We start from the raw sequence: 23,218 nt of genomic DNA, 5'->3' as shown, positions 1-23,218 counted from the left end.
ATGGCAAGCCGGACGATGGGAGTGAAAGCGTGAACAGCAAGCAATCGGGCGGTATCGGACGGCGCGAGCTTTTGGCCGGAGGCGGTGCGCTCGCGCTCTCGGCGGTGCCGTGCGCGTCTGGCTATTGGCAGGTTGCCGCAGCGCTGCCGGAGGAATTGCCCACCGCCGCGCCTGACCTTGCCGAGCGCTGGCGCAATCCCCCCCGTGACGCGCATCTGGCAGCATATTGGTACTGGATGGGCGGCGCGGTGACCCGGGAAGGGATCACCGCCGATCTGACCGCAATGAAGACAGGCGGCATCGGCCGCGCGGCGATGTTCAGCATCGGCAAGAGCGGCAAGACGCCGCAGGTGACCCCGCCCGCCGATGCGCTCACGCCGGTCTGGTGGGAAATGATCGAGCATGCCGCCGCCGAGGCCGAGCGGCTTGGCGTCGAACTCGCGATGAACATGTGCGACGGCTGGGCCACCGCCAGCGGGCCGTGGATCACCCCCGAACTGTCGATGCAGCACCTCGTCTGGGGCGAGACCCGGGTCGATGGCGGGCGGACGATCGACCTCGCGCTGCCAACCGGCGAGGTGAAGCTCGGTTATCATCGCGACGTGGCGGTGATCGCGGTGCCGATCGACCGCGGCTGGGAGGCGACCAGCGAGGCCGCGACGGTGACCAGCGATCTGCCGCTCGCCAACCCCGCCGCACTTGCCGATCCCGCCAACGATGCGGAACTGATCGATACCGAACAAGGCGGCTCGATCGTCTATCGCTTCGCAAAGCCGTTTACGCTGCGATCGGTGACGGTCCGCACGCCCAATGCGAGGACCGGCTTCGCCAGCGGCGTGCTGCGCGCCGCGAACAGCCTGTGGGTCGAGGCGAGCGACGATGGCGCCGCCTGGCGGCCGGTCGGGCGGCTCGATTACCCGGGCCATGGCTGGCAGACCGACCTCACCACCCTCACCCACGCCGTGCCCGAGACCAGCGCGCGCGCGTTCCGCTTCGTCCATCGGCCCGAGGGGCCGTTCGACTATGACGAGAACCAGGATTTCGGCCAGGAGACCGCGCTGCGGCTCAAGGGGTTGCATCTCTCGTCGATGCCGACGATGCATCATTTGCCGATCAAGTCGGGCGCCGCCTGGGGGCGCAGCAGGCGCATGGAGGACGACGCGCTTCCCGCCGCCGCCTGTGTCAAAAGCGAGGCGATCGTCGACCTGCGCAAGTTTATGGACGCGAGCGGCAGACTGCGCTGGAACGCGCCCAAAGGCCGCTGGCGCATCCTCCGCATCGGCTGCACCACCACGGGCAAGAAGAACGCCGCCGCAGGCCTCGGCGAAGGTCTCGAATGCGACCGCTTCGATCCCGAGGCCGCCAGGCTCCAGTTCGACAATTGGTTCGGCAAGGCGCTCGATCGGCTGGGACCGGCGGGCAAACGCGCGCTCAAGATCGTCCATGTCGACAGCTGGGAGGCGCACACCCAGAATTGGTCGCCCGCCTTCCCCGAGGATTTCGCGCGCCTGCGCGGCTATGATGCGCTGCCCTGGGTGGCCGTGATGGCGGGCGTGCCGGTCGACAGCATGGAGGCGAGCGAGGCCTTCCTGTTCGACTTGCGCCGCACAATCGCCGAATTGTCGCGCGACCATTTCTACGCGCCCATTGCGGCGATGGCGCATGCGCGCGGCTGCCGGTTCAGCGGCGAGCCGCAAAACCCCACCTTCCTCGCCGATGGGCTCGATTATGCCCGCTACCTCGACGAGCCGATGGGCGAATTCTGGGTCAACACCCCGCGCAACGACAAGCCCAACGACATCAAGGATGCCGTCTCGGGCGCGCGGATCTACGGCAACAAGATCGCGGGCGCCGAGGCGTTCACGCAGGGGCTGATGACGTGGCGCGAGCATCCTTTTCTGTTCAAGCGGATCGGCGATCACAATTTCTGCGAGGGGATCAACCACCTCCATCTCCACGTCTGGGCGATGCAGCCCTGGCCCGATCGCGCGCCGGGGATGACGCTGAACGGTATCGGATCGCATTTTGCTGCGCAGCAAAGCTGGTGGAAGCCAGGGCAAGGTTGGCGCGATTATGTCGTGCGCGCGCAGGCGTTGCTTCAGGCGGGCAGCGCGGTTGCCGACATTGCGTATTTCATCGGCGAGGACATTCCCACGCGCGCGCTGATGCCGAAGGCATTGTCGCCTGCCCTCCCCGGCGGGTTTGCCTATGATTCGATCAATCGCGACGCGCTACTGAGACTCGCCACGGTGCGCGACGGTCGGATCGAACTCCCGGGCGGCGCCTCGTATCGCGTGCTGGTGCTTCCACCCAGCGACCGCATGACGCTGCCGCTGGCCGAGAGCATCGCCCGCCTCGTGGCGGAGGGTGCCACCGTGATCGGTCCGCGGCCGGCGCGGCTGCCCGGTCTCGAAAGCGGCGATGCAGGCGAGGCACGATTGCACGCGATCGCCGCCGATCTCTGGGGCAGCGGCAAGATCGCGGAGACCGCCGATCTCGCGCGGCTTCTCGGCACGCCCGCCTTTGTCGCCGAAGGTGCCGCAGGCGTGGAATGGACGCAGCGGCACGGCCCAGGCTGGACGATGTTCTTCCTGTTCAATCCCTCGGACCGCGAAGCGCGCTTCGTCGGCCGTTTTCGCAGCACCGGCGCGGCGCCCGAGCTTTGGGATGCCGACCGCGGTGCAGTCGAGGCGGCAGGTGCGTGGCGCGACGATGGCAGCGTTACCAGCCTGCCCGTGACGCTCGATCCGGGCGGCTCGATCTTCGTGCTGTTCGCCGGCACCTATGCGGGACGCCCCGCCAGCGACCTCACCGGGCACTACAGGCGCTCCGGCAGCGGGATCGCGCGAATAACGGATGGAGACGCGCAGGTCGTGCACGGCCCTTGGACGCTGCGCTTCGCCGAGCGGCTTGACCGGCCGCGCACGGTGAAGCTCGATCGTCTCCGTTCGTGGACCGAGCTGGAGGAGCCCGAGCTGCATTTCTATTCGGGCGTCGCCACCTATTCGACTGCGATAACGCTGCCCAAGGCCCGCCCGGATCGCGAACTGGTCCTCGATCTCGGCGACGTCGCCAATCTGGCGACGGTGCGGGTGAACGGCCGGCAGATCGGCTACGCATGGCGTCCGCCGTTCCAGGTCCCCCTGCCGGCCGACCTTGGCGGCCGGGTGACGATCGAGGTCGACGTCGCAAACACCTGGCGCAACCGGCTGATCGGCGATCACGGCAAGGCCCAGGCCGAGCGCGTCACGCATGTTGTTCCGATGCTGCGCAAGGGCCAGCAGTGGCTTCCCGGCGGCGAAGGCGCCGAGCTCGATCCCGCCGGGCTGCTGGGGCCGGTGCGGATCCTTGTGCGCGGCGTGACCAAGGTCAGCGGCATCTAGACTCGATTTCAGTTAGATTGACCCACCCGAGCCGTTCGCCCTGAGCTTGTCGAAGGGCGATGCCGCCAATGGTCCGTGCGTGGATAGCCGCCCTTCGACAGGCTCAGGGCGAACGGGAAAAGCACCGATTGCGTCAATATGAAATCGACTCTAGCGATGCTGTTCAGCGAAGCACGCGCTCAGCCGTTGCGGCCATCGCAGCGTATCCCTCGGCATTGGGATGCAGATGGTCGCCCGGATCGAACGTCGCCTTCAAACGGCCAGGATCGGCCGGATCCGCCACCGTCGCGGCAAAGTCGATCACCGCGTCGAATTCGCCGCTCTCGCGGACCCACGCGTTCACCGCGCGCCGCACGGCTTCGCCGCGCTCGTTGTAATAAGCCGCGCCGCGATAGGGCAGGATCGTCGCGCCGATCGCACGCACGCCGCGGCCCTGCGCGCGGGCGATGACCTGCCGATAGCCGGCGATGATCGCGTCCGCAGTCACCGGCGCGCCGGTCTTCTCGCCATTGCCGATGTCGTTGATCCCGATCAGCAGCACCAGATCGGTGACTCCCGGCTGCGCCAGCACGTCGCGGTCCAGCCGGGCGAGCAGCGAGGGCCCCGCCCCGTCCTTGAGCAGGCGTCCGCCGCTGATCCCGGCGTTGAGCACGGTGACGCCGAGACGCGCGCTCAGTTGCTGCGGCCAGCTGCGATGCGCGCTTGCCTGATCGGGGGTGCCTTCGGTGATCGAATCGCCGATCGCGACGACGAGCCGGCGCGGCCGCGCCCGGCGCACTTCGATCGCCGAAACGATCCCCGGCGCGCGCACGCTCTGCGGTGCCCCCATGCCCTCAGACAATTCGACCGGCAGCAGATGCGCGGCGGGCGTCGCAGCGCGATCGTAATGCACCGATACCGTCAATCGCTCGAACCGCCGCACGCGCATCGCGATCGCGTCGCTGAGCAAGGGCGCTCCGGCCGGAATGTCCACGCTCCGCGCCCCGGCGAACCGTACGATCGTGCCGCCATCCGCATCGGCGCGGCCGATCCGCACCGATCCGACATGCAGCGGCGTGGTACCAAGCTCATTGGTCAGCCGCACCCGCAGCGCATCACCCTCGGCCTCGACGGTGAGGAACTGGCGGACGTTCTGGTTCTCGAACGTCCGTCGATCGTTCGGCAACAGCACCGGAATCGCCGGAAACGGCGCGGCGTACCATGCCGGCTGCCACGTCCCTTCCTGTGCCCCTGCCGGCAGCGCCGCGATGAGCAGCGCCGCCGCCAGGACGCGCCGCATCGTCAGCGCGAACCGCCGCGGAACTTGATCCGCAGCGCATAGGGCATGCGCTCGGGATCGGTCGCCGCCGGCAGCGTCACCACCAGCCCCTTGTCGGTCTGCCGCCATTCCACCGCGCCACCGCCGAGCAGTTCGATCGAGGCGATCGGCCGCTCGAGATAGGGCGAGCCAGCATAGAGCGTCTTGATCAGCACGCGGCCGTCGGCGGGCCGATCGAGCCCCATCGCGTACAGCGTCTCGCCGCGCGTGGTGAAGCGGATGTCGGACGCGGTAAACGCCTTGTTGGCCGTCTCGGTCTTCTCGCCGGTGGCGGCGAAGGTCGTGCCCTCGCCATAATATTTCCACGGCCGCGTCTCGTAGATCGCCTCGCCATTCACTGCCAGCCACGCGCCGATCCCACGCAGCACATTGGCCGCTTCCTCGGGGATCGTGCCGTCGGCGCGCGGGCCGACATTGAGCAGCAGATTGCCGTTCTTCGACACCACGTCGATCATGTCGCCGATCAGCGACTTGGGCGTGCGATATTTGTCGTTCTGCGCGAAGCCCCAGCTGCCGATGCTCACCGACGTATCGGTCTGCCACGGCAGCAGCCGCAATGCGTCGAGCTTGCCGCGCTCGACATCGTAGAGCGCCGCATTGGCCGGGAAATGCTCGCCCTTATAGGTGATCGCCGGCCCCTGCCCGCGCGCCTTGGCCTCGTTGTAATAATAGGCAGTGAACTGGCGCAGATAGGGATCGAAGCGCGGCGCCATCGTCCACCAGTCGAGATAGATCAGTTCGGGCTGGTATTTGTCGACCAGCTCGGTCCCGCGCGCCAGCCAGTCGCGCAGGAACGCGTCATCGGGCGGGAACCAGTTTTCGAGATGGCTGGGATTGGGCTCGCCGTCGGGATTGTCCCCCGGCAAGGTGCGCGGTGCGGCGGGGCCGTACAGCCCGGCATTGGCCGGGTCGTTGACGTCGCTGTCATAGCCGCGCCCGGCATTGAACCACCAATAATGCTCGGCACGGTGCGACGACAGGCCGAAATGCAGCCCCGCCGCGCGCGTCGCCTTGGCGATCTCGCCGGTCACGTCGCGTTTCGGCCCCATCTTGGCGGCGTTCCAGTCGGTCATGTCGCTGGCGTACATCGCGAAGCCGTCGCAATGCTCGGCGACCGGGATCACGTAGCGCGCACCGGCCTGCTTGAAGAGCGCGACCCACTCGCCGGCGTCGAACCGCTCGGCCTTGAACTTGGGAATGAAGTCCTTGTAGCCGAACTTCGACTGCGGCCCGAACACGTTCTGGTGATAGGTATAAGCCGCGTTGCCCGGCACATACATGTTGCGCGAATACCATTCGTTGGCGAATCCCGGGACGGCATAGGGGCCCCAATGGATGAAGATGCCGAACTTGGCATCGCGAAACCATTCGGGCGCCTTGAAGCCGCCGAGCGACTCCCAATCGGGCTTGAGCTTGCCGCGCTTGAGCTTGGCCTCGACTTTGGTGACCTGCTTGTCGACCGCCTCGGTCTTGTAGGTCTGGGCCGAAGCCGAGACGGCGAACAGCGACGCCGTGGCGGCGAGCATCAGGCGCATCGTGTGGCGCATTGGGTTTCTTCTCCTAAGATTTGTGCTTGTCACCCCCAACTCCGTCATCCCCGCGAAAGCGGGGATCCAGAACCAAGCGCATTGTTCGTGGCCTTAGATCCCCGCCTTTGCGGGGATGACGGTGGTTGTGTGTGCATCGTTCAGCGCGCTCCGGTGCCGAGCACAGCGACGCCATATGCTCCGAGCGAAACCTCGCGCACGGTTCCACCCCTGAGCACGTCGCGCAGCGGCGCTGGCAGCGCGATCGTCCGGGGCGTCTTGCCATGGTTGACGAAAATCGTGATCTCGCGGCCCTTGCCGGTGCGGGTCATCCGCTCGACGCCTTCGGGCAAGCGATCGAGCATCGCCACGTCCGCGCCCTGCACCTGTCCCTCGACGAAGCGGCGCATCGCGACATCGTCGAGCATCGTGCCGAGATAGGTGATCCGGCCCTTGCCCACCGCCCGCGTGATCGCGGCGGGCTGCCCATCGAGCCAGCCGTTCGACTTGCCGTAGCGCATCAGCACCTGCGTATCCGCCGCCTTGGTCGAAAGCTGCTCCGCCCAGATCCGCGCGGTGGCGCTGCCGTCGGCGCCGCTGACCGGCACCTGCTCGTCCAGCGCGTAGAATTGCTCGACGCGGCCGCCGAGCAGTTCGGCGAGCGGCCCGGGCTGGCGCTGCACGGTGAGGCGGTTGTGCCCGTCCTTCATCCCCGAGCGCGGCCCGAGCACGAGGTGGCCGCCGTCGCGCACCCACGCGCTCAGCTTGGACGCCATTTCGTCGGTGATGATGTTGAGGCTCGGCGCGAAGGCCAGCTTGTAATTGTCGAGCGGCCCCGCCGCCTCGACAATGTCCACCGCGCCCAGCCGGTCCTTGAGCGGTCGGTAATAATCGAGCAGCAGCTTGATCTGGTCATAGTCGCGGTGATGCAGCTGGAAGTCGATCGCCCAGCGGCTGTCATAGTCCTGGAGGATCGCGACCCGCGACACCGGCTGCGTGCCCACGACTTCCTTCGAAGCGCGAGCGAAGTCGCGGCCGAGCTCGGCGGCCTCTTCGTAGAACGGCAAGGGCGCGCCATCGGGGCCGACCAATGCGCCGTGATATTGCTCCTGCCCATTGAGCGCCGGGCGCCACTGCCACCAGAGCACCGCGTCGGCGCCATGGCCGATCATGTGCCACGCCATCGCGCGGGTCTCGCCGCGATCGAGGATGTTCGAGACCGGCGCCCAGTTCACGAAGCCGGGCTGCGCTTCCATCACCCAGAAATTCTTGCGCTTCCAGCCGCGCGCCAGATCGTGGGTCGCGCCGTTGCGATAGGGCTCGAGATGGCCGGTGCCGACATAATTGTCCCACGACGCCATATCGAGGTCGCGGTTGATCGCGTAGCGATCGAAGCGATTGGCCCAGCCGAGCCCGCCGAGATTGGCGGTGACGAACTGCCGGGGCGCCGCGTGCGCACGGATCGTATCGAGCTGGTTCTTCTGGAAGCCGACCCAGGTCGAGGTGATGAAGCGCTTGAGCTCGAGCATCCAGCCGGGATTGCCGGGCTTGTCGTTGAAGGGGACCTGCGCCCAGTCGCCATAGGTCTGCGACCAATATTGCGTCGTCCACGCGGTGTTCAGCGCGTCGAGCGTGCCGAACCGCTCCTTGAGCCATTCGACCCACGCCGCGCGCGCGGAAGGGTCGTACGATTCATCGGTATATTCATTGTCGATCTGCCAGCCGATCACATCGGGATCGCTGCCGAAGCGCTCGGCCATCGCAGTCACGATCTTGCGCGACAATTCGCGGTAGCGCGGGCTCGAGATCGAGAATTGCCGGCGTCCGCCATGCCCCAGTTGCACGCCCGCGCCATCGATGCGCAGCGTGTCGGGATAGGCCGAGGTCAGCCATGCGGGCGGCGTGTTGGTCGGGGTGCACAGCACCACCTTGAGCCCGTGCTTCCTGGCGAGCGCAATTGCGCGCGCCATCCAGTCGAGATCGATCCGGCCTTCGGCGGGCTCCATCCGCGCCCAGGCGAACTCGCCGATCCGCACGACATTGGCGCCCTGCTGCTTCATCAGGACGATGTCGCGTTCCCACGCCGCTTCGGGCCATTGCTCGGGATACCAGGCCGAGCCCAGCCACAGCCGTTCGGACTGGACGGTCGGCGCGGGCCGCGGATCGGCCGCGGCCGGCGCGGCAAAGGCGAGGGCGATGGCGAGCAGGGCCCGCGTCATTGCGTCCAGCCGCCGTCGATCACGTGGATCTGGCCGGTCGTATAGCCCGCCCCCGCGAGATACACCGCCAGCTCGGCGATCTCCTCCGGCGTGCCGAAACGCCCGATCGGCTGGCGCGCGACGAAGGTCGCCTTGGTCTGCTCGTAGGTGCCGCCCTGCGCGATGCGCTGGTTGAGCGACGGCGTGTCGACCGTGCCGGGGCAGATCGCGTTGCAGCGGATATTGTGCGCAACATAATCCGCCGCGACCGACTTGGTGAGCCCGACGACCGCCGCCTTGGTCACCGAATAGGCGCAGCGATTGGGCACGCCCTTCACGCTCGACGCGACCGACGCCATGTTGACGATCGACCCGTCGCGCCGCTCGATCATATAGGGCAAGGCCGCGCGGATCGTGCGGATCATCGCCTTGACGTTGAGGTCGAAGGCGAAGTCGATGTCGTTGTCGGTCATCTCGGCGACCGCGCCGTCATGGACCACCCCGGCGCAGTTGAACAATATGTCGACTCCGCCGATCTCGTCGAACAGCCGGTCGACCGCGACATCGTCGAGCACGTTGAGCCGCGCGGTGCGGATCCGCGTATCGCCGGCGAGTTCCGCCAGCCGCGCCTCGTCGATATCGGTCGCGATCACCTTGGCGCCGGCATCGGCGAAGGCGAGCGCCGAGGCGCGCCCGATACCCTGGGCAGCGGCCGTGATCAGCACCGTGCGGCCGTTCAAATGCGTCATTCACTCACTCCTTGCGGCCGCCCGAACATCGGCTCAGCCCTGCGCGACCGGCGTGCCGGCCATCTCCATCGATTGGTAACAAGCCTCGACCAGCGCCATCGTCCGCCACGCGTCGTCGACACCGGTTTCGAGCATGGCATCCTCGCCCGCGGCAAACCGCTGGAGATTGGCCATCGGACCGACGAATGCGTCGGGGAACCACGCCCCCTTGAGCGGCACCTGGGTCCATTCGCCGCCGCGCCGGGCGAGCCAGAGCTCGTCGGGCTCGCCGGTCGGATAATCGAGCAACAGCCCGAGCTTTACCATCGCGGCGCCGTCGCTGCCCTCGACGCGGAAACTCGCGTCCTGGAACTTGCGCCCGAAATCATGATGGTGGTTGATCGACAGCGTCGCGCGCAGCGGCGCGCCGTAATCGAGGATCGCGCTGGTCCGGGTCGGCGCGAGATCGCTCGACGGATGGCCATAAGAGCGCGCGAACACCGCCGCCGGGCTTCCGACCAGCGCGCGGATCGTATCGAGATAGTGGATCGAATGGCTCAATATCTCGACGCGTTCGTCCGCCTTGAGATGCGGGAACAGATGCCACGGCGTCACCAGATTGAGATGCACCTCGATCTCGGTGAGCGTCCCGAAATGCCCCCGCGCCAGCGCGTCGCGGAGCGCGAGCATCATCGGCGAGAAGCGCAGCTGGAAATTGACCGCGACGGTGAGCCCGCGGGCCTTCGCGAGGTCGCGCAGCGCGGTCGCCATCGCCAGGTCGCGCCCGAACGGCTTCTGGATCAGCGCCGTCGCACCCCCGCGCAGCGCGCCGAGCAGATCGGCATGCGCAGTCGGCGGCGCGGCAATGTCGAACACCGCGTCCTGCGCAACCGCCTCTTCGAGCGAGCCGAACACCGTGGCGATCCCCCATTCGCCGGCCAGCGCTTCGGCCCGCGCGCGATCGCGATCGTACAGCCCCGCCACGGTGAACCCCGCGCGGCGATACGCCGGCAGATGCGCGTCGCGCACGATGCCGCCCGCGCCGAGAATGACGATCGGCCGCGGCTGCGCGGGCATCGGCCATCGCTGGCGGAGCGGCGCGTCGCTCATGCCGCGATGGCCTCGACACGCGCCTGCGCTTCGGCGAGCAGCTCGCGCGTCGGGCGGTCGCTGCGGATCGCCGCGCCGATCATGCCGTCGACGATCCCGCTGATCGCCGCGATGTCGGGCCGCACCGGGATGTGCCGGGCATGCGCGTGCAGCCAATCGAGCCGGTGCGAATAGGGCACCCGGGCATTTACCTCGGGATCGGCCCAGGTCGAGCGGCGCACCCCGATCGCGCCTTCGTCGGTGGTGATCCGGTCCATGCTCGCCGTCGCACAGTGGCGCAGAAAGTCCCAGGCCAGCGCCTTGCGGCTGCTGCCAGCACCGATCGCCAGCACCCAGAAGACGTTGAGCGAAACGCTCTCCCCGCCCGGCCCCGCCGGCAGTGGCGCGACATCGATCAGCCCGCGCACCGGGCTGTCCGCCGCCTCGCCCAGAGCCGCGAAGCCGAACCAGTTTGCCATGATCGCCACCCGGCCCTCGCAGAAGCGCAGTCCCGCGGCGACGCTGTCGAGCTCGGCGACATCGGCGGGCACCGCGTCGCGGTCGCGTGCCAGATCGCGCAGGAAATCGAGCGCCGCCTCGGCCTCGGGCCCGGTGAAGCAAGGCCGCCCCGTATCGTCGAACGGCGCTCCGCCGCGCGACCAGATGTGGATGCAGAAATCGTAGAAGCCGTTATGCCCATCGGGAAACAGCGCCAATATCGTACCGCCGACCCCGCCAGCCGGATCGTTTAGTGCGCGCGCCGCGGCGTGAAACGCCTCCCAGGTCTCCGGCACCGCGATCCCGGCCTTGTCGAGCAGGTCGCGGCGATAGATCAGGCATTCGGGGCCGTCATGATAGGGCATGCCCCAGAAACCGCCGGCGAAGCGCTGCAGGCCGGTGAGCGACGGGCTCCACGCATCCGGAAAGTCGAGGATCGGCGCCTTTGCGAGCCACGGCGCCAGATCCTCGATCAGCCCCCCGGCCTGCGCCTCGGCCAGCCAATCGGTATTGAGAAAGGCGATGTCGAAATTGCCATCGGCCAGTCCCCGCTGGGCGAACAGGCCGGCGTGGAGCGCGTTCAGCTCCATCGGCACCGTCTCGAGCTCGGCTTCCACGCCATGCGCCGCGACGAAATCCGCAAACTGGCGCGCGATCGCGCGCTCGAACGGATCGAACCGGCGTATCGCGATGCGAAGCCGCTCGCCCATCAGCCGATCTCGACCGCGCCGAGGCCGGCATCGTGCGAGATGGCGGCGGCGCATTGCACCAGTGGACCGCGCACCCGATCGAGTCCGTCATTGCTGCCTGCATCCACCAGCCGCGCCACGGTGAGTGCCGCAGTGATCGACGCCCCCGGCCGGCCGACCAGCACGCCGATGTCCGCGCTACCGGCGAAACGCTCGCCGACCGACTGGTCGACGCCGGTCTCGCGGATCGCATCGAGCCTCGCCTCGAACGCGCGCTTGTCGGCGGCAGGCATCGCCTTCCATTCGCGCTGGCGGCCCAGAACCTCGGCGCGCTGCTCGTCGTCGAGCGCGGCGAGCAGCACGCGGCCCGAAGTGGTCCGCATCGGCGAATGGCGCGAGCCGACTTCGATCGACAGCCGAAACGGCTCGGGGCTCTCTTCCTGCGCCAGCACGACCAGTTCGCCGCGATGCAGGACGCTGAGGTGGCAGGATTCGCGAATCTCGTCGGCGAGCGTGCGCATCAGCGGCCGCGCGGCGCGCAGCAGCGCCTCGTGCGGGCTGTGCGTCCGCGACAGCTCGAACAGCCGCAAGGTCAGCGAATAGCCGCCCGCCGCCGGGTCACGATGCAAATAGCCGCGCCCTTCGAGGCAGGCGAGCATCCGGAACAGTTCGCCAGGCTGGCGGCTCAGCGCCCGTGCCAGCTGCGCCTGAGTCATCGGCACTGCCTGGTCGGAAAGGAATTCGAGGATATCGAGCCCCTTCTCGAGCGCCGGGACCGAATATTTGAGCCGCTTTTCCTCGGCTGCGGGGGCAGTGTCGGGCTTCATCGAGAATGTCTCCGGAAGCGCCGGACGGGTTGCCCGGCGCGCATTGGCGCAGACACTAGCCGCGACAGACAAGCCCCGTCGAGCCGAGCGGCGGCGATCGCCGCTCTGCGCCCGGAAAGCGCGCGGGCGACCTCCCGAAACGTCGCTTCGACTATGCTGGAGCGCCGCAGCCATTCTCTCCCGATCCCGATCATTATGTTTATGGACACACGCTAGGTTTGTGCATGAACGCTGTCAAACCTATTTTCGTCTGATTTCGCACCGTCGCGCGACGCACAAAAATACGGCCCGGACACGTGGTCCGGGCCGCAGTAAGGCTCCCGTGGCAGGGAGGGGGCTGATGGGCCCGGTGCAGGCCTCCCGCACCGCGCCAATGCCGGTCAGAACTTGAAGCGGAAGCCCGCCAGGAACTGGCGATCGTCGACCGTCTGGTCGTTGAACAGGGTCGGCGTGGTGTAATAGCTCTCACGCCGCGTGCGCAGCAGGTTGCTGCCCTCGAAAGTGATCGTGAGGGTCTCGTCGATGTCGTAGTTGATCGACGCATCGAGCCAGCCATAGCCCTTGCGGAAGATCGGCCCCGCCGGGATCGCAGGTACGCCGGCACCGCCCGATGCACCGGCGAAGATACCCTCGAAGAACTTTGAGCGCCAATTATACGCGACGCGCGCCGACAGGCCGAACTTCTCGTACAGCGCCGAGAGATTGTAGCTGTGCTTGGACAGGTTGCTGAGCGGCGTCGGCGCACCGTTGAGCAGCGTCGGCGTCTCGGAGTCGACGAAGGTGTAATTGGCCTGGACGCCGAACCCGTCGAGCGCGCCGGGCAGGAAGTCGAGGAAGGTCTGGCCGCTGACTTCGACGCCGCGGACAAAGCCCTTGCCGCTATTTGCTGGACGGGTGATGTTGTACAGGATCCCGCCGATATCGACATTGCTCTCGACCGTGGTCGAGGTGAAGGCGTTCACCCATTTGTAGAAGCCCGCCAGCGAGACCGATCCGGTCTTCGAGAAGTAATATTCGAGCGAGGCATCGACCTGGTTCGCGGTGAACGGCTTGAGGAACGGATTGCCGCCCGAACCCGCGCCCTGGCCGGGCACCAGCGTCAGCGACGGAGTCAGCGACGAGAAGCCCGGACGCGTGAGCACCTTCGACGCGCCGAGCCGAAGCTGGAGCTCGTCGGTGAAGCGCGCGCGCAGGTTGAAGCTCGGCAGCACGTCGGTGCGGCGCGGCTCTTCGTTGATCGGCGCGAAGCCGGTCTGGGTCCGCGTCACCACGCCCGTGACCGGGTCGGTGACCGAGGCGAAGGTCGGCGTGTTGCCGGTCAGCGTGCCGCGGAAACGGATCACGCGGACGCCGACATTGCCGTCGATCGGAATACCGCCCAGCTGGAACTGGTATTTGGCCATCGCGTAGCCGGCCAGCGTCTTCTCGCTGATGTCGAAGATGCCGAGCGGAGTGATCGCCGGAAGCGCGGCGATGCCGAGCGCGGTGCGGATCGTCTCGAAATTATAGCGCAGCGCGTCGGGGTCGGCGATCTGGAAACTCTGCGGGAACGAAGCGCCCTTGGCAGAACTGAAGAAGTCGTCGACCGGGTTCTGGATGATGAACTGCGAGACGTTCGCCGGACTGTTGCGAACCGGATTCTGGAAGAAGCGGACCGGGTAGAAGATCGCCGAACGATCGGCATAGCGCCCGCCGACCGCGATCTGCGACAGGAAGCCGCCGTTGAAGTCGTAGGTCAGGTCGAGCCGGCCGGCATATTGCTTGCCGTACGACTGGTTGACGTTCTGGGTGAGCGGCCCGACCGTGAAGTTCGCCAGATTGTTGAGGTCGATGCCGTCGAGGCTGAACGACGGAACGTCGGTGGTCGTGTCCTGATTGTAGCGCGGCGCGACCCCGAGCAAGTCGAGCTCGCGATAGTCGAGCTCCGAATAGGACTTGTCGTAGCTGATGTCGAAGACCGCCTTGAGCCCGCTGTCGTTGTGCCATTCGCCGCCGAACGCATAGGTCTGGTTCTCGTCGAGCAGATCGCGCGAGACGCCGAGCAGCGTGAAGGGCTGGTTGGTGAACGAGCCGGTGGCGAGGTTGTTGGTGCCCTCGATCGTAGTGAAGCTGCCGGCGACCGGAACGCGCTGGGTCGGCTGGTTGGCGTTGCGGTTCGACTGGACGAGCAGCCCGTTCTGGTCCTGCTCGGTGCGGAAGCGCGAATATTGCCCTTCGAGGTAGAACATCAGATTGGGCGCCGCCTGCCACTGCAGCGTGCCGTTGAGGCCGACGCGGCGGCGTACGCCCTGCACCTGCACCTTGTAGCTGCCATTGGGCGAATTGACGGTCTGGCCCGGGATCAGGTCGGTGCGCGGCGCGGGTGCGCCGGTGATGTTGAAATCCTGGCGGTACGAGCGCTGCTGATAGGCGCCGGCGACGAGCAGGCCGATCTCGCCGATCCCGGTATCCCAGCGGTCGCTCATCAGCATCGACACCATCGGATCCCACTTCTTGGCGAGATCGGCGTAGCGCCCGCGGACACTGCCGCTGATGATCGGGTCGACCGAATCGAACGGCCGCCGCGTGCGGATGTCGATCGTGCCGCCGATGCCGCCCTCGAGCAGATTGGCGGTCGGCGCCTTGTAGACGTCGAGCCGCGACAGCAGCTCTGCCGGCAGGCTCTGCAGATTGAACGTGCGGTTGACGCCGGTGAAGGCGTCGCGGCCGTTGATCGTCGTCTCGACGCCGCCGAGGCCGCGGATCTGGACGCTGCCGGCGCCTTCGCCGACATCGCGCTGCACCTGGACGCCGGGGACGCGCTGGAGCGCTTCGGAAACGTTGACGTCGGGAAGCTTGCCGATGTCCTCGGCGACGATCGAGTCGACCACCGTGTCGGCGTTGCGCTTGAGCGACTGAGCGGAGGAGAGGCTGGCGCGAATGCCGGTGACGACGATGTCCTGCTCGCCTTCCGGCGTTTCCGCGGCGGGGTCTGCAGCGGCGGCATCCTGCGCCTGGGCCAAGCCCGGCGTGGCGATCGCCAGTGCCAAAGTCCATGCGCTCACGCGCAGAAGCGTTTTCGCTTTCAAGCTCTCTCTCCCGTTTATATGTGTAGTATTACTTTATTTGCGAACGACTCATATGCTTTTTGCAGGGCTTGGCAAGATGGAAAGTTCAGCCCTTTCCCTCGTCGCTTTGCAGCCCGAATTCGCGGCGGATCCGCGTTGTATCGGCACCCGGAGCAGGTGCTGCGGCGGGGTTGGCGCTACGCGCGCCGTCGATGCGCAGCGGGCTGCGCGTCGTCATCAGTCCGACGCCGTCGCGCTCGACACGCTGGAGCATGTCGAGCCGCTGGAACGCCTCGGCTCCTAGCAGTCCTTGCCAGTCCATCACCGGCGCGCACCATACGTCTTCGGCGCGCAGCACCTCGAGCCAGTGCGCGGTGGCATGGTCGACCAGCCTGGTGGCGATGATCCGCTTGATCGTGTCGCGCTCGTCGAAGCCATCGGCGAATTTGTTGAGCGCCGGCAGCTCGAGCAGCCGCGCCAGAGCCGGCAGCGGCGTCATCGCGAGCGCCAGATGCCCGTCGGAGGTGGAATAGACCCCATAGGGTGCGGCGAGATAGGCATGCGCGTTGTTGAACGCGGCGCGGTGCGGCGGGCGGAGGTCGTCGTTGAGGTGCGTGGTCAGCACTTCGAACTGGAAGTCGACGATCGCCTCGAGCAGGCTGGTCTCGACGGTCGCGCCCTCGCCGGTGATCCCGCGCCGGACCAGCGCCGCCAGGATCCCCTGCACCAGCACGTGCCCGGCGAGCATGTCGGCGACCGACAGGCCGAACGGCACCGGGCCGTCTCCGGCCGATCCGTTGAGCCACATCACCCCCGACACCGCCTGGGCGAGCAGATCCTGCCCCGGCAGATGCGCCCACGGCCCTTCGTTCCCGTAGCCGGAGATGGTGGCGTGGATCAGCCGCGGGTGCCGCGCGCGCATCGCCGCGGCGCCGATGCCGAGCCGGTCGGCGACGCCGGGGCGGAAGTTCTGGATCACCACGTCGGCCTGTACGGCCAGCCGGTGCACGGCCTCGAGGTCCGCCGGGTCCTTGAGGTCGGCGGCGAAGCTTTCCTTGTTGCGGTTGATCGCGTGGAACAGCGTCGAATCACCGCCGAGCTGCGTGTCGCTGAGGTAGAGCGAGCGCCCGATATCGCCGAGACCGGGCCGCTCGATCTTGATCACGCGCGCGCCGAGATCGCCGAGCTTGAGCGCCGCCGAGGGCCCGGCGAGGAACTGTGCCATGTCGAGGACCAGCAGGCCCTCCAGCGGACGCGGGCCGCTCATCGCCGCGCGCCCTTGCCGCCGACGGTGTAGATCGCCGCCGCGACGATCACGACGAGGCCCTCGATCAGCCCCTGATAGTTCGCGCCGAGATTGAGGATGTTGAACCCGTTGGTCAGCGTGAACAGGATCAGTGCGCCGGCGACGGTCTTCACCACGCTGCCCGCGCCGCCGAACAGCGACGTCCCGCCGAGGATCGCCGCGGCGATCACGGTCAGCTCGGTGCCTTGCAGCGCGGTGGGGTTGATCGCGCCGAGCCGGCTGGCGAACAGCACCCCGGCGAAACCGGCGGCCAGCCCGGAGACGACGAAGGCGCCGATCTTGTAGGCAGTGACGTCGATTCCCGAGAGACGCGCCGCCTCGGCATTGCCGCCCACGGCGTAGAGCCGCCGTCCCGTCACGGTGAAGCGCAGGATAAAGGCGGCGACCGCGGTGATTGCGATGAGATAGAGCACCGGATTGGGCAGCAGCAGCCCGGGGCCGCCCGCGAGTGCGAGCGCCGCTAGCACCAGTCCGCCGATTGCCGCGCCGGGGCGCACCGGACGCGCCGTCGCGCGCGCCTTGCCGATCTGCCACGCCCCGAGCGCAACCAGCGCGGCCGCCAGCACCAGCATCGGCCAGAACGCCGCCACCCGACCACTCTCGAACGCAAGCATCTGCGCCAGAACCTGCGGATCCTCGACCATCAGCGATCGTCCGTCGGTCAGCGTCAGCACGAGCCCGCGCACCGCCGTCAGCGAGCCGAGCGTGACGATGAACGCGTTGATCCCAAGCAGATTGACGATCGCGCCGTTGACCAGCCCGATCGCCGCGCCGGTGGTCAGCGCGGCGAACAGCGCCAGCGGGAAGCCGATCGACGGCGCCAGCCCGATCAGCACCGCCGCGGCGAGCGCCGCCACCGAAGCGACCGACAAGTCGAACGCGCCGGTGATCAGCACGATCGTCATCGCCACGCTGATGATTCCGACCAGCGACGCCTGGTAGACGATGTTCGTCATGTTCCCGGCGGAGAAATAGGGCGGCAGCCCGCGTGCGGCGGCGAATCCCGCCAGCGCCGCCATCAGCAAAGCGAGCGCATAATAGACGCCGGCTTCCCTGAGGCTCAGCGAACGCCGCCAATGGGCGCGTGCGGTCATGCGGCGATTTCCCTGTTGTCGCTGCCGGCCGATCCGCCGGCGAGCAGGATGAGAGCGTCTTCGTCGAGGTCAGCGGCCGGACGATCGGCGACGATCCCCCGATCGCGCAGCACCAGCACCCGGTCGGCGAGCGCGAGCAGTTCGGAGAAGTCGGAGGAGACGAGCAGGATCGGCAGCCCCTCGTCGGCGAGCTGGCGGATCAGCCGCATGATCTCGGTGCGCGCGCCGACGTCGATCCCGGCGCTCGGCTCGTCGAGCAGCAGCAGCCGCGTGCTCGGATGCAACCAGCGCGCGATCGTCACTTTCTGGGCGTTGCCGCCGGAGAGCTCGGTGACCGGCGTGTCGATGCCCGCCGCCTTGATCGCCAGTCGCTCGACGGCACGCTCGGCCGCCGCGCGCTCGGCATCCTCGTCGAGCAGCCACCCCGACGCGCCGACGTGCGGCAGGCTGAGGTTGCGCCAGATCTCGAACCCCGGAACCAGACCCTGCGCGACGCGCTCCTCGGCGACCAGCGCAATACCGGCCTCGACCGCTTCCTCCGGGCTTCGGCCGACGGCCTTCCCGTCGAGCGACACCGCGCCGCGCGCGTGCCGGTCCGATCCGAAGATCGCATGGAGCAATTCGCTTCGCCCCGAGCCGAGCAGGCCCGCGACCCCGACGATCTCTCCGCGGCGGAGGGTCAAGTCGACGGGCTGCGCGAGGTGCGGCGTCGCAAGTCCCTCGATCGCCAGCGCAACCTCGCCGGTCGGCGACGCACGATGCGTCCGCTCCAGCGCATTCAGCTTCTCGCCCGCAATCGCGGCGGCAATCTCCGCCTCGCCGATCGTCGCCGTCTCCGCGTCGAGCACCGCGCCGCCGTCGCGCAGCACCGTGATCGTGTCGGTGAGCGCGACGATCTCGTCGAGGAAGTGCGAGATGAACAGCACCGCCCGCCCCTCCTCGTGTGCCAACCGGCGGATGATGCGATAGACCGCCTCGCGCTCCTGCCCGGCGAGCGACGCGGTCGGCTCGTCCATGATCACCAGTTCGGCACCGCTCGCCAGCGCCTGTGCGATCGCGACCATCTGGCGGTCGCCGATGCGCAACTCGCCGACCAGAGCCTCGGGATCGATCGTGCAGTCGATCCGCGCCAGCAACGCGCATATTTCGTCACGATCGCCCTGCGCCTCGCGCAGCATCCCGCCGCGATCGAGCAGGATGTTCTCGCGCACCGAAAGCGTCGGCACCAACGGGATATGCTGCTGGATCGTCGCGATCCCCGCGCGCCGCGCCTCGATCGGCTTGCGCCATCGGGCCGGCTCGCCGCGCCACAGCATGACGCCGTCGCTCGGTGCCAGCACGCCCGAAAGGATCTTGATCAGAGTCGACTTGCCCGCGCCGTTCGCGCCGAGCAGCCCGTGCACCCGCCCCGGCTCCACCACCAGATCGACCCCGGCCAGCGCGACGGTTCCGTTGGGAAAGCGCTTGGCGACGCCGCGGGCTTCGAGCAACGCCATCACCATTGCCCCACGCACTGGCCGACGCTCGCCCGAGTTACCGCGGGGAGCTTATAGGTCAGGAATCGCCGATCGCGCCGATCGCCGCCCTCCGCCCGCGCGCGCAATGCCTCGAACGCCAGCGCGCCGAGCGCTTCGGGCTTGAAACAGACCGTGCCGTCGACCGCCCCGGCCTTGATCGACGCGACGGCGAGCTTCGAGCCGCCCAGCCCGACCAGCCGCGCCTTCGATCCCGCCGCGCGCACCGCGCGCGCGCAGCCGATCAGCATGTCGTCGGCTTCGTTGAAGAACAGGTCGATATCGGGCTGCGCGCTGAGGATGTTCTGGCATGCCGCCTCGCCCTTGTCCGACGTCCAATTGCCCGGCTGCGAAGCGACGATGCGATAATTGGCGCCCGCGGCATCGAGCGCCTGGCGGAACCCGCGCGCGCGCTGCTCGACTTCGGGAAAGCCCGCTGCGCCTTCGATGATCGCGATCCGCGCCTGCCGGCCCTTGGGCAGCAAAGTAGCAGCAAGCTGCCCGGCCGCCGCGCCGGCGCTCACTTCGTCCTGCGTCGCGAGCGCCACCAGCCCCGGATAGACATCCTGGATCGCGCGGGCACGCGGATCGCCGACCTGCGCGGCGACGGCGGCGATCGGCACCCCTGCGGCGCCGGCGCGATTCACCCAGCCCTGCGCCACCACGGCATCGAGCGGCATGATCGCAATCCCTTCGACACGCTGGACGATCAGGTCCTGCACGTCGTTCGACTGCTTCTGGATGTCGCCGCGCGCGTCGAGGATCACCGACTGCGCGCCGGCGTTGCGCGCGGCATCGGCGAAGCCCTTGGCGATCGCCGCGGCGAAGGGATAGCCGAGCCCGGCGCTCGCCAGTCCGTAACGCGGCGCATTGGTTTTCACTGCAATTGCGGGCGCCGCATTGTCGCCTCGCACCTGCACCGCCAGCGCCGCGATCGAAGCCGTGCCGACGGCCAGGACCACGCCCGCGCCGGCGATACCGAGCAAGCGACGGCGCCGCATCGCCTCAGCCCGCCGCGAGCGGCATACGCCGCGTGACGAGATAGAGATGCTCGCAAGCCAATACGGTCTCGTCGCGCTGGTTGCGGATGTCGACCGTCTCGACCACCACGCCGTGCGTCGCGCGTTTGGGATGGTCGCGCTTCTCGGCGATGCGCGTGATTGTGCGGATGGTGTCGCCGATATGCACCGGGCGGACGAAGCGCAGTCGGTCATAGCCGGTCGACATCGCGTGCGGGTTGATCGTCGAGGCAGTCAGCCCGATGCCCACCGAGAACACCAAAGTGCCGTGCGCGATGCGCTGGCCGATCGGCTGGGTGGCGCACCAATGCGCATCCATATGGTGCGGGAAGAAATCGCCGGTATGACCGGCATGGACGACGAAGTCGGTTTCGGTGATCGTCCGTCCGAAACTCTCGCGGCTCGATCCGATTTCATAGTCTTCGAAATATTGCTCGACGATCATGCCTGCATCTCCGCGACACCCAGTTCGGCATCGATCCGTTCATTGCCTTCGCCTAGCCGCGGCGCGGCGCGCGGCGCCTTGAGCCGGTTCCCGTCGATGCGGATCGGCGAACTGGTGGTCCGCATCGTCTCGTCTCCGCTCCGTATCGTCTGGATCGCGTCGAGCGCCTTGAAGCCGGGCTGTTCGATCAACGCCGACCAATCGAGCACGGGTGCAACCCACAGCCCCGCCGCGTCGAGCAGTGCCAGCCAATGTTCGCTGGTGCCGGTGGCCAGATGCCGGCCGATCTCGGCCTTGATCGCATCGCGCTCGCGCAGCCATTGGTCGGCCGGCCAGGCGGCGAGCCGCGCATTGCCGATCACGTCGCCGAGCACATTCACCGGCATCATCGCCAGCGCGAGGTGCCCGTCGGCGGTGTCGTAGATTCCGTACGGCGCCGGCAGATAGACATTGGCGTTGCGCACCGCGCCGCGCTCGGGGGTGCCGCCGCCATTGAGGAAGACGGTGAGCGGCTCGAACTGCAGGTCGACCGCAGCGTCGAGCAGGCTGACGTCCACCCTGCCCCCCCGCCCGGTGATGCCGCGCCGCACCAGCAGCGAGAGGATCCCGATCGCGAGCTGCGCCCCCGCGGTCATGTCGACCACCGCCAGTGCCGCGGGCGTCGGCGGCTGGTCGCGATCGCCCGACAGCGTGGCCATTCCCGACAGCGCCTGGATCAGCAAATCCTGCCCCGGCCGGTCGCGCCATGGGCCGGTGTCGCCATAGCCCGACACGCCGGCATAAACGATGCGCGGATTGAGCTCGGCGATCCGCGCATAGCCGAGGCCGAGGCGCTCCATGACGCCCGGGCGGAAATTGTGCACCACTACGTCGGCGCGGCGCACCAGCGCCTCGACTTGCGCGCGCTCGGCCGGATCCTTGAGATCGGCGGCATAGCTTTCCTTGTTGCGGTTGATCGTGTGAAACAGCGCGCTGGCATCGCCGAAGCGCTGCCCGGCCAGCTCCAGCGACCGGCCGGTATCGCCGCCCGCGCGGCGCTCGACCTTGATGACCTTGGCGCCCAGATCGGCAAGACGCAGCGCGCACGACGGACCCGCGAGGAACTGGCTCAGATCGAGCACGACGATCCCGTCGAGCGGCAACACTGGCTCGACCGACGCGATCGCGCCTTCGTTAAGTTCCATTCGCCGCATCCGCTCCCACTTGCATTTGTCTGTTTGTGTATTTGTGGATGCACGGTATGTTCGCTGGCAAATCATGTCAACGTGATTGATCAAGGCTATGGCGGGGGCTCGATGCTGAAGGGGATGACGTGGAACCACGCGCGGGGAGTCGATCCGCTGGTCGCTGCGTCGGCGCGCTGGGCCGAGCTGGGCGGCGCGCCGATCGCGTGGGAAGCACGCTCGCTGCAGGACTTCGAGCATTATCCGCTCGAGGATCTGGCGCGCAGCTTCGACCTGATCGTGATCGACCATCCCCATGTCGGCCAGATCGTGGGGCAGGACTGCCTGGTCCCGTTCCCGGACACGGCGCAACTCGCGGAAACTGCGGCAGGCTCGGTCGGGCGCTCGTACGAGAGCTATCATTTCGACGGCCGCCAATGGGCGCTGCCGATCGATGCGGCCGCGCAGGTCCAGGCCTATGTGCCCGATCGCATCGCGGCGCCGCTCGGCAACTGGGAAGAAATCCTCTCGCTTGCGCGCGACGGGCGGCTCGCCTGTCCGTTGCGGCCGCCGCACGCGCTGATGACGCTGTTCACGCTGTGCGGCCAGCTCGGCGGCTCGCCCGATTCCACCGGCCCTCGGCTGTTCGACCCGGAGATTGGCGGTGAGGCCTATGCACGGCTGCTCCAACTCTCCGCCCTGGTCGGCGAGCAGGCACGCACGCAGGATCCGATCGCGGTGTTCGAGGCGATGGCCGCGCCGAAGTCGCGCGTCGCCGCCGCGCCCTTCATCTACGGCTATGCGAGTTATGCGCGTGACGGCTTCCGGCCGCATCGGATCGCCTTCGCCGATCTGGCGCCGCTCGGACCGGCCGGTGTCGCGGGTTCGGCGCTGGGCGGCACCGGCATCGCCGTCTCGGCGCTCGGCGCACACGTCGCCGAGGCCAGGCGATTCGCTTCTTGGGTCGCTTCGGGGGCCGTGCAGGGCGGCCTCTATGCGGCAGCGGGGGGCCAGCCGGGGCACGACCGCGCGTGGCGCGACGCACAGGTCAATGCCACGACGCACGACTTCTACGCCGAGACGCGCGCGACACTCGAAGCCGCGTGGCTGCGGCCCCGCCATGACGGCTACATGGCCTTTCAGGTCCAGGCATCCGCGCTGCTCGATGATGCGATCCTCCTCCGCGCGCCGGCCGCAGCGACGATCGCTGCGCTCAACCAACTTTCGAATAGCTTCGCTTCTGCGGCATTGCGAAAATAAACGATAGAGTGATAAAGACTCGGGAAACGGGCGCCGAAGCGTGCCGGGCAACGAACAAGAAGAGCAGAGGATGGATATGAACGGCTCAGACAGTGCGGGTTTCTCTCGCCGCGG

16 protein-coding genes are annotated in these 23,218 nt (G+C 67.8%); 2 read left to right on the top strand and 14 right to left on the bottom strand.

What is annotated here, in order from left to right; translation table 11 throughout:
* Nucleotides 1-29: 29 nt before the first annotated feature.
* Nucleotides 30-3,383 carry a glycosyl hydrolase gene (locus E5A73_RS00840; protein WP_168355756.1) on the top strand — a complete coding sequence of 1,118 codons (3,354 nt, stop codon included), beginning with the start codon at nucleotides 30-32 and terminating at the stop codon, nucleotides 3,381-3,383.
* Nucleotides 3,384-3,546: 163 nt separating this feature from the next.
* On the opposite strand, the gene E5A73_RS00835 is transcribed toward E5A73_RS00840, so the two are convergent.
* The 14 genes from E5A73_RS00835 to E5A73_RS00770 form a co-directional block, all read right to left on the bottom strand.
* Nucleotides 3,547-4,662 carry an SGNH/GDSL hydrolase family protein gene (locus E5A73_RS00835; RefSeq protein WP_135961912.1) on the bottom strand — a complete coding sequence of 372 codons (1,116 nt, stop codon included), beginning with the start codon at nucleotides 4,660-4,662 and terminating at the stop codon, nucleotides 3,547-3,549.
* A gap of 2 nt (nucleotides 4,663-4,664) precedes the next feature.
* Nucleotides 4,665-6,248 carry an alpha-L-fucosidase gene (locus E5A73_RS00830; protein WP_240699944.1) on the bottom strand — a complete coding sequence of 528 codons (1,584 nt, stop codon included), beginning with the start codon at nucleotides 6,246-6,248 and terminating at the stop codon, nucleotides 4,665-4,667.
* Nucleotides 6,249-6,388: 140 nt separating this feature from the next.
* A complete protein-coding gene (locus tag E5A73_RS00825; protein ID WP_135961911.1) occupies nucleotides 6,389-8,446 on the bottom strand; it encodes a beta-galactosidase in 2,058 nt (685 codons plus the stop codon).
* Nucleotides 8,443-9,174 carry an SDR family oxidoreductase gene (locus E5A73_RS00820; protein ID WP_135961910.1) on the bottom strand — a complete coding sequence of 244 codons (732 nt, stop codon included), beginning with the start codon at nucleotides 9,172-9,174 and terminating at the stop codon, nucleotides 8,443-8,445. Before E5A73_RS00820 ends, E5A73_RS00825 begins: the two co-directional genes overlap by 4 nt.
* 33 nt (nucleotides 9,175-9,207) lie before the next feature.
* Nucleotides 9,208-10,263: a Gfo/Idh/MocA family protein gene (locus tag E5A73_RS00815; RefSeq protein ID WP_135961909.1), complete on the bottom strand. Its 1,056-nt coding sequence runs from the start codon at nucleotides 10,261-10,263 to the stop codon at nucleotides 9,208-9,210.
* On the bottom strand, nucleotides 10,260-11,450 hold the full coding sequence (locus tag E5A73_RS00810) for an extracellular solute-binding protein (RefSeq protein ID WP_135961908.1): 1,191 nt from the start codon (nucleotides 11,448-11,450) through the stop codon (nucleotides 10,260-10,262). Before E5A73_RS00810 ends, E5A73_RS00815 begins: the two co-directional genes overlap by 4 nt.
* Nucleotides 11,450-12,256 carry an IclR family transcriptional regulator gene (locus E5A73_RS00805; protein WP_168355755.1) on the bottom strand — a complete coding sequence of 269 codons (807 nt, stop codon included), beginning with the start codon at nucleotides 12,254-12,256 and terminating at the stop codon, nucleotides 11,450-11,452. Before E5A73_RS00805 ends, E5A73_RS00810 begins: the two co-directional genes overlap by 1 nt.
* 380 nt (nucleotides 12,257-12,636) lie before the next feature.
* A complete protein-coding gene (locus E5A73_RS00800; protein WP_168355754.1) occupies nucleotides 12,637-15,324 on the bottom strand; it encodes a TonB-dependent receptor in 2,688 nt (895 codons plus the stop codon).
* A gap of 85 nt (nucleotides 15,325-15,409) precedes the next feature.
* Nucleotides 15,410-16,570, bottom strand: coding sequence for a CaiB/BaiF CoA transferase family protein (locus tag E5A73_RS00795; RefSeq protein ID WP_135961905.1), 1,161 nt, complete (start codon nucleotides 16,568-16,570; stop codon nucleotides 15,410-15,412).
* A complete protein-coding gene (locus E5A73_RS00790) occupies nucleotides 16,567-17,703 on the bottom strand; it encodes an ABC transporter permease (RefSeq protein WP_135961904.1) in 1,137 nt (378 codons plus the stop codon). The genes E5A73_RS00795 and E5A73_RS00790 overlap by 4 nt, the downstream gene beginning before the upstream one ends.
* Nucleotides 17,700-19,199: a sugar ABC transporter ATP-binding protein gene (locus E5A73_RS00785; RefSeq protein ID WP_135961903.1), complete on the bottom strand. Its 1,500-nt coding sequence runs from the start codon at nucleotides 19,197-19,199 to the stop codon at nucleotides 17,700-17,702. The genes E5A73_RS00790 and E5A73_RS00785 overlap by 4 nt, the downstream gene beginning before the upstream one ends.
* Nucleotides 19,199-20,218: a sugar ABC transporter substrate-binding protein gene (locus E5A73_RS00780; protein WP_135961902.1), complete on the bottom strand. Its 1,020-nt coding sequence runs from the start codon at nucleotides 20,216-20,218 to the stop codon at nucleotides 19,199-19,201. Before E5A73_RS00780 ends, E5A73_RS00785 begins: the two co-directional genes overlap by 1 nt.
* 4 nt (nucleotides 20,219-20,222) lie before the next feature.
* Nucleotides 20,223-20,681 carry a MaoC/PaaZ C-terminal domain-containing protein gene (locus tag E5A73_RS00775; RefSeq protein ID WP_135961901.1) on the bottom strand — a complete coding sequence of 153 codons (459 nt, stop codon included), beginning with the start codon at nucleotides 20,679-20,681 and terminating at the stop codon, nucleotides 20,223-20,225.
* The gene (locus E5A73_RS00770) at nucleotides 20,678-21,865 is read right to left on the bottom strand and encodes a CaiB/BaiF CoA transferase family protein (RefSeq protein WP_135961900.1); all 1,188 of its coding nucleotides are present in this window, start codon (nucleotides 21,863-21,865) and stop codon (nucleotides 20,678-20,680) included. Before E5A73_RS00770 ends, E5A73_RS00775 begins: the two co-directional genes overlap by 4 nt.
* A gap of 81 nt (nucleotides 21,866-21,946) precedes the next feature.
* Here E5A73_RS00770 and E5A73_RS00765 point away from each other — a divergent pair, with 81 nt between their 5' ends.
* A complete protein-coding gene (locus E5A73_RS00765; RefSeq protein WP_240699943.1) occupies nucleotides 21,947-23,104 on the top strand; it encodes an extracellular solute-binding protein in 1,158 nt (385 codons plus the stop codon).
* Nucleotides 23,105-23,218: the final 114 nt, after the last annotated feature.

Source organism: Sphingomonas gei (assembly GCF_004792685.1).
Taxonomy (GTDB): Bacteria; Pseudomonadota; Alphaproteobacteria; order Sphingomonadales; family Sphingomonadaceae; genus Sphingomonas; species Sphingomonas gei.
This window is presented reverse-complemented; position numbering and strand designations above follow the sequence as displayed.

What these genes read in the sequence shown, in the direction of transcription:
- E5A73_RS00835 (WP_135961912.1), bottom strand. Translation starts at nt 4,662, where the DNA reads ATGCGGCGCGTCCTGGCGGCGGCGCTGCTCATCGCGGCGCTGCCGGCA.
- E5A73_RS00830 (WP_240699944.1), bottom strand. Translation starts at nt 6,248, where the DNA reads ATGCGCCACACGATGCGCCTGATGCTCGCCGCCACGGCGTCGCTGTTC.
- E5A73_RS00825 (WP_135961911.1), bottom strand. Translation starts at nt 8,446, where the DNA reads ATGACGCGGGCCCTGCTCGCCATCGCCCTCGCCTTTGCCGCGCCGGCC.
- E5A73_RS00820 (WP_135961910.1), bottom strand. Translation starts at nt 9,174, where the DNA reads ATGACGCATTTGAACGGCCGCACGGTGCTGATCACGGCCGCTGCCCAG.
- E5A73_RS00815 (WP_135961909.1), bottom strand. Translation starts at nt 10,263, where the DNA reads ATGAGCGACGCGCCGCTCCGCCAGCGATGGCCGATGCCCGCGCAGCCG.
- E5A73_RS00810 (WP_135961908.1), bottom strand. Translation starts at nt 11,450, where the DNA reads ATGGGCGAGCGGCTTCGCATCGCGATACGCCGGTTCGATCCGTTCGAG.
- E5A73_RS00805 (WP_168355755.1), bottom strand. Translation starts at nt 12,256, where the DNA reads ATGAAGCCCGACACTGCCCCCGCAGCCGAGGAAAAGCGGCTCAAATAT.
- E5A73_RS00795 (WP_135961905.1), bottom strand. Translation starts at nt 16,570, where the DNA reads ATGAGCGGCCCGCGTCCGCTGGAGGGCCTGCTGGTCCTCGACATGGCA.
- E5A73_RS00790 (WP_135961904.1), bottom strand. Translation starts at nt 17,703, where the DNA reads ATGACCGCACGCGCCCATTGGCGGCGTTCGCTGAGCCTCAGGGAAGCC.
- E5A73_RS00785 (WP_135961903.1), bottom strand. Translation starts at nt 19,199, where the DNA reads ATGGCGTTGCTCGAAGCCCGCGGCGTCGCCAAGCGCTTTCCCAACGGA.
- E5A73_RS00780 (WP_135961902.1), bottom strand. Translation starts at nt 20,218, where the DNA reads ATGCGGCGCCGTCGCTTGCTCGGTATCGCCGGCGCGGGCGTGGTCCTG.
- E5A73_RS00775 (WP_135961901.1), bottom strand. Translation starts at nt 20,681, where the DNA reads ATGATCGTCGAGCAATATTTCGAAGACTATGAAATCGGATCGAGCCGC.
- E5A73_RS00770 (WP_135961900.1), bottom strand. Translation starts at nt 21,865, where the DNA reads ATGGAACTTAACGAAGGCGCGATCGCGTCGGTCGAGCCAGTGTTGCCG.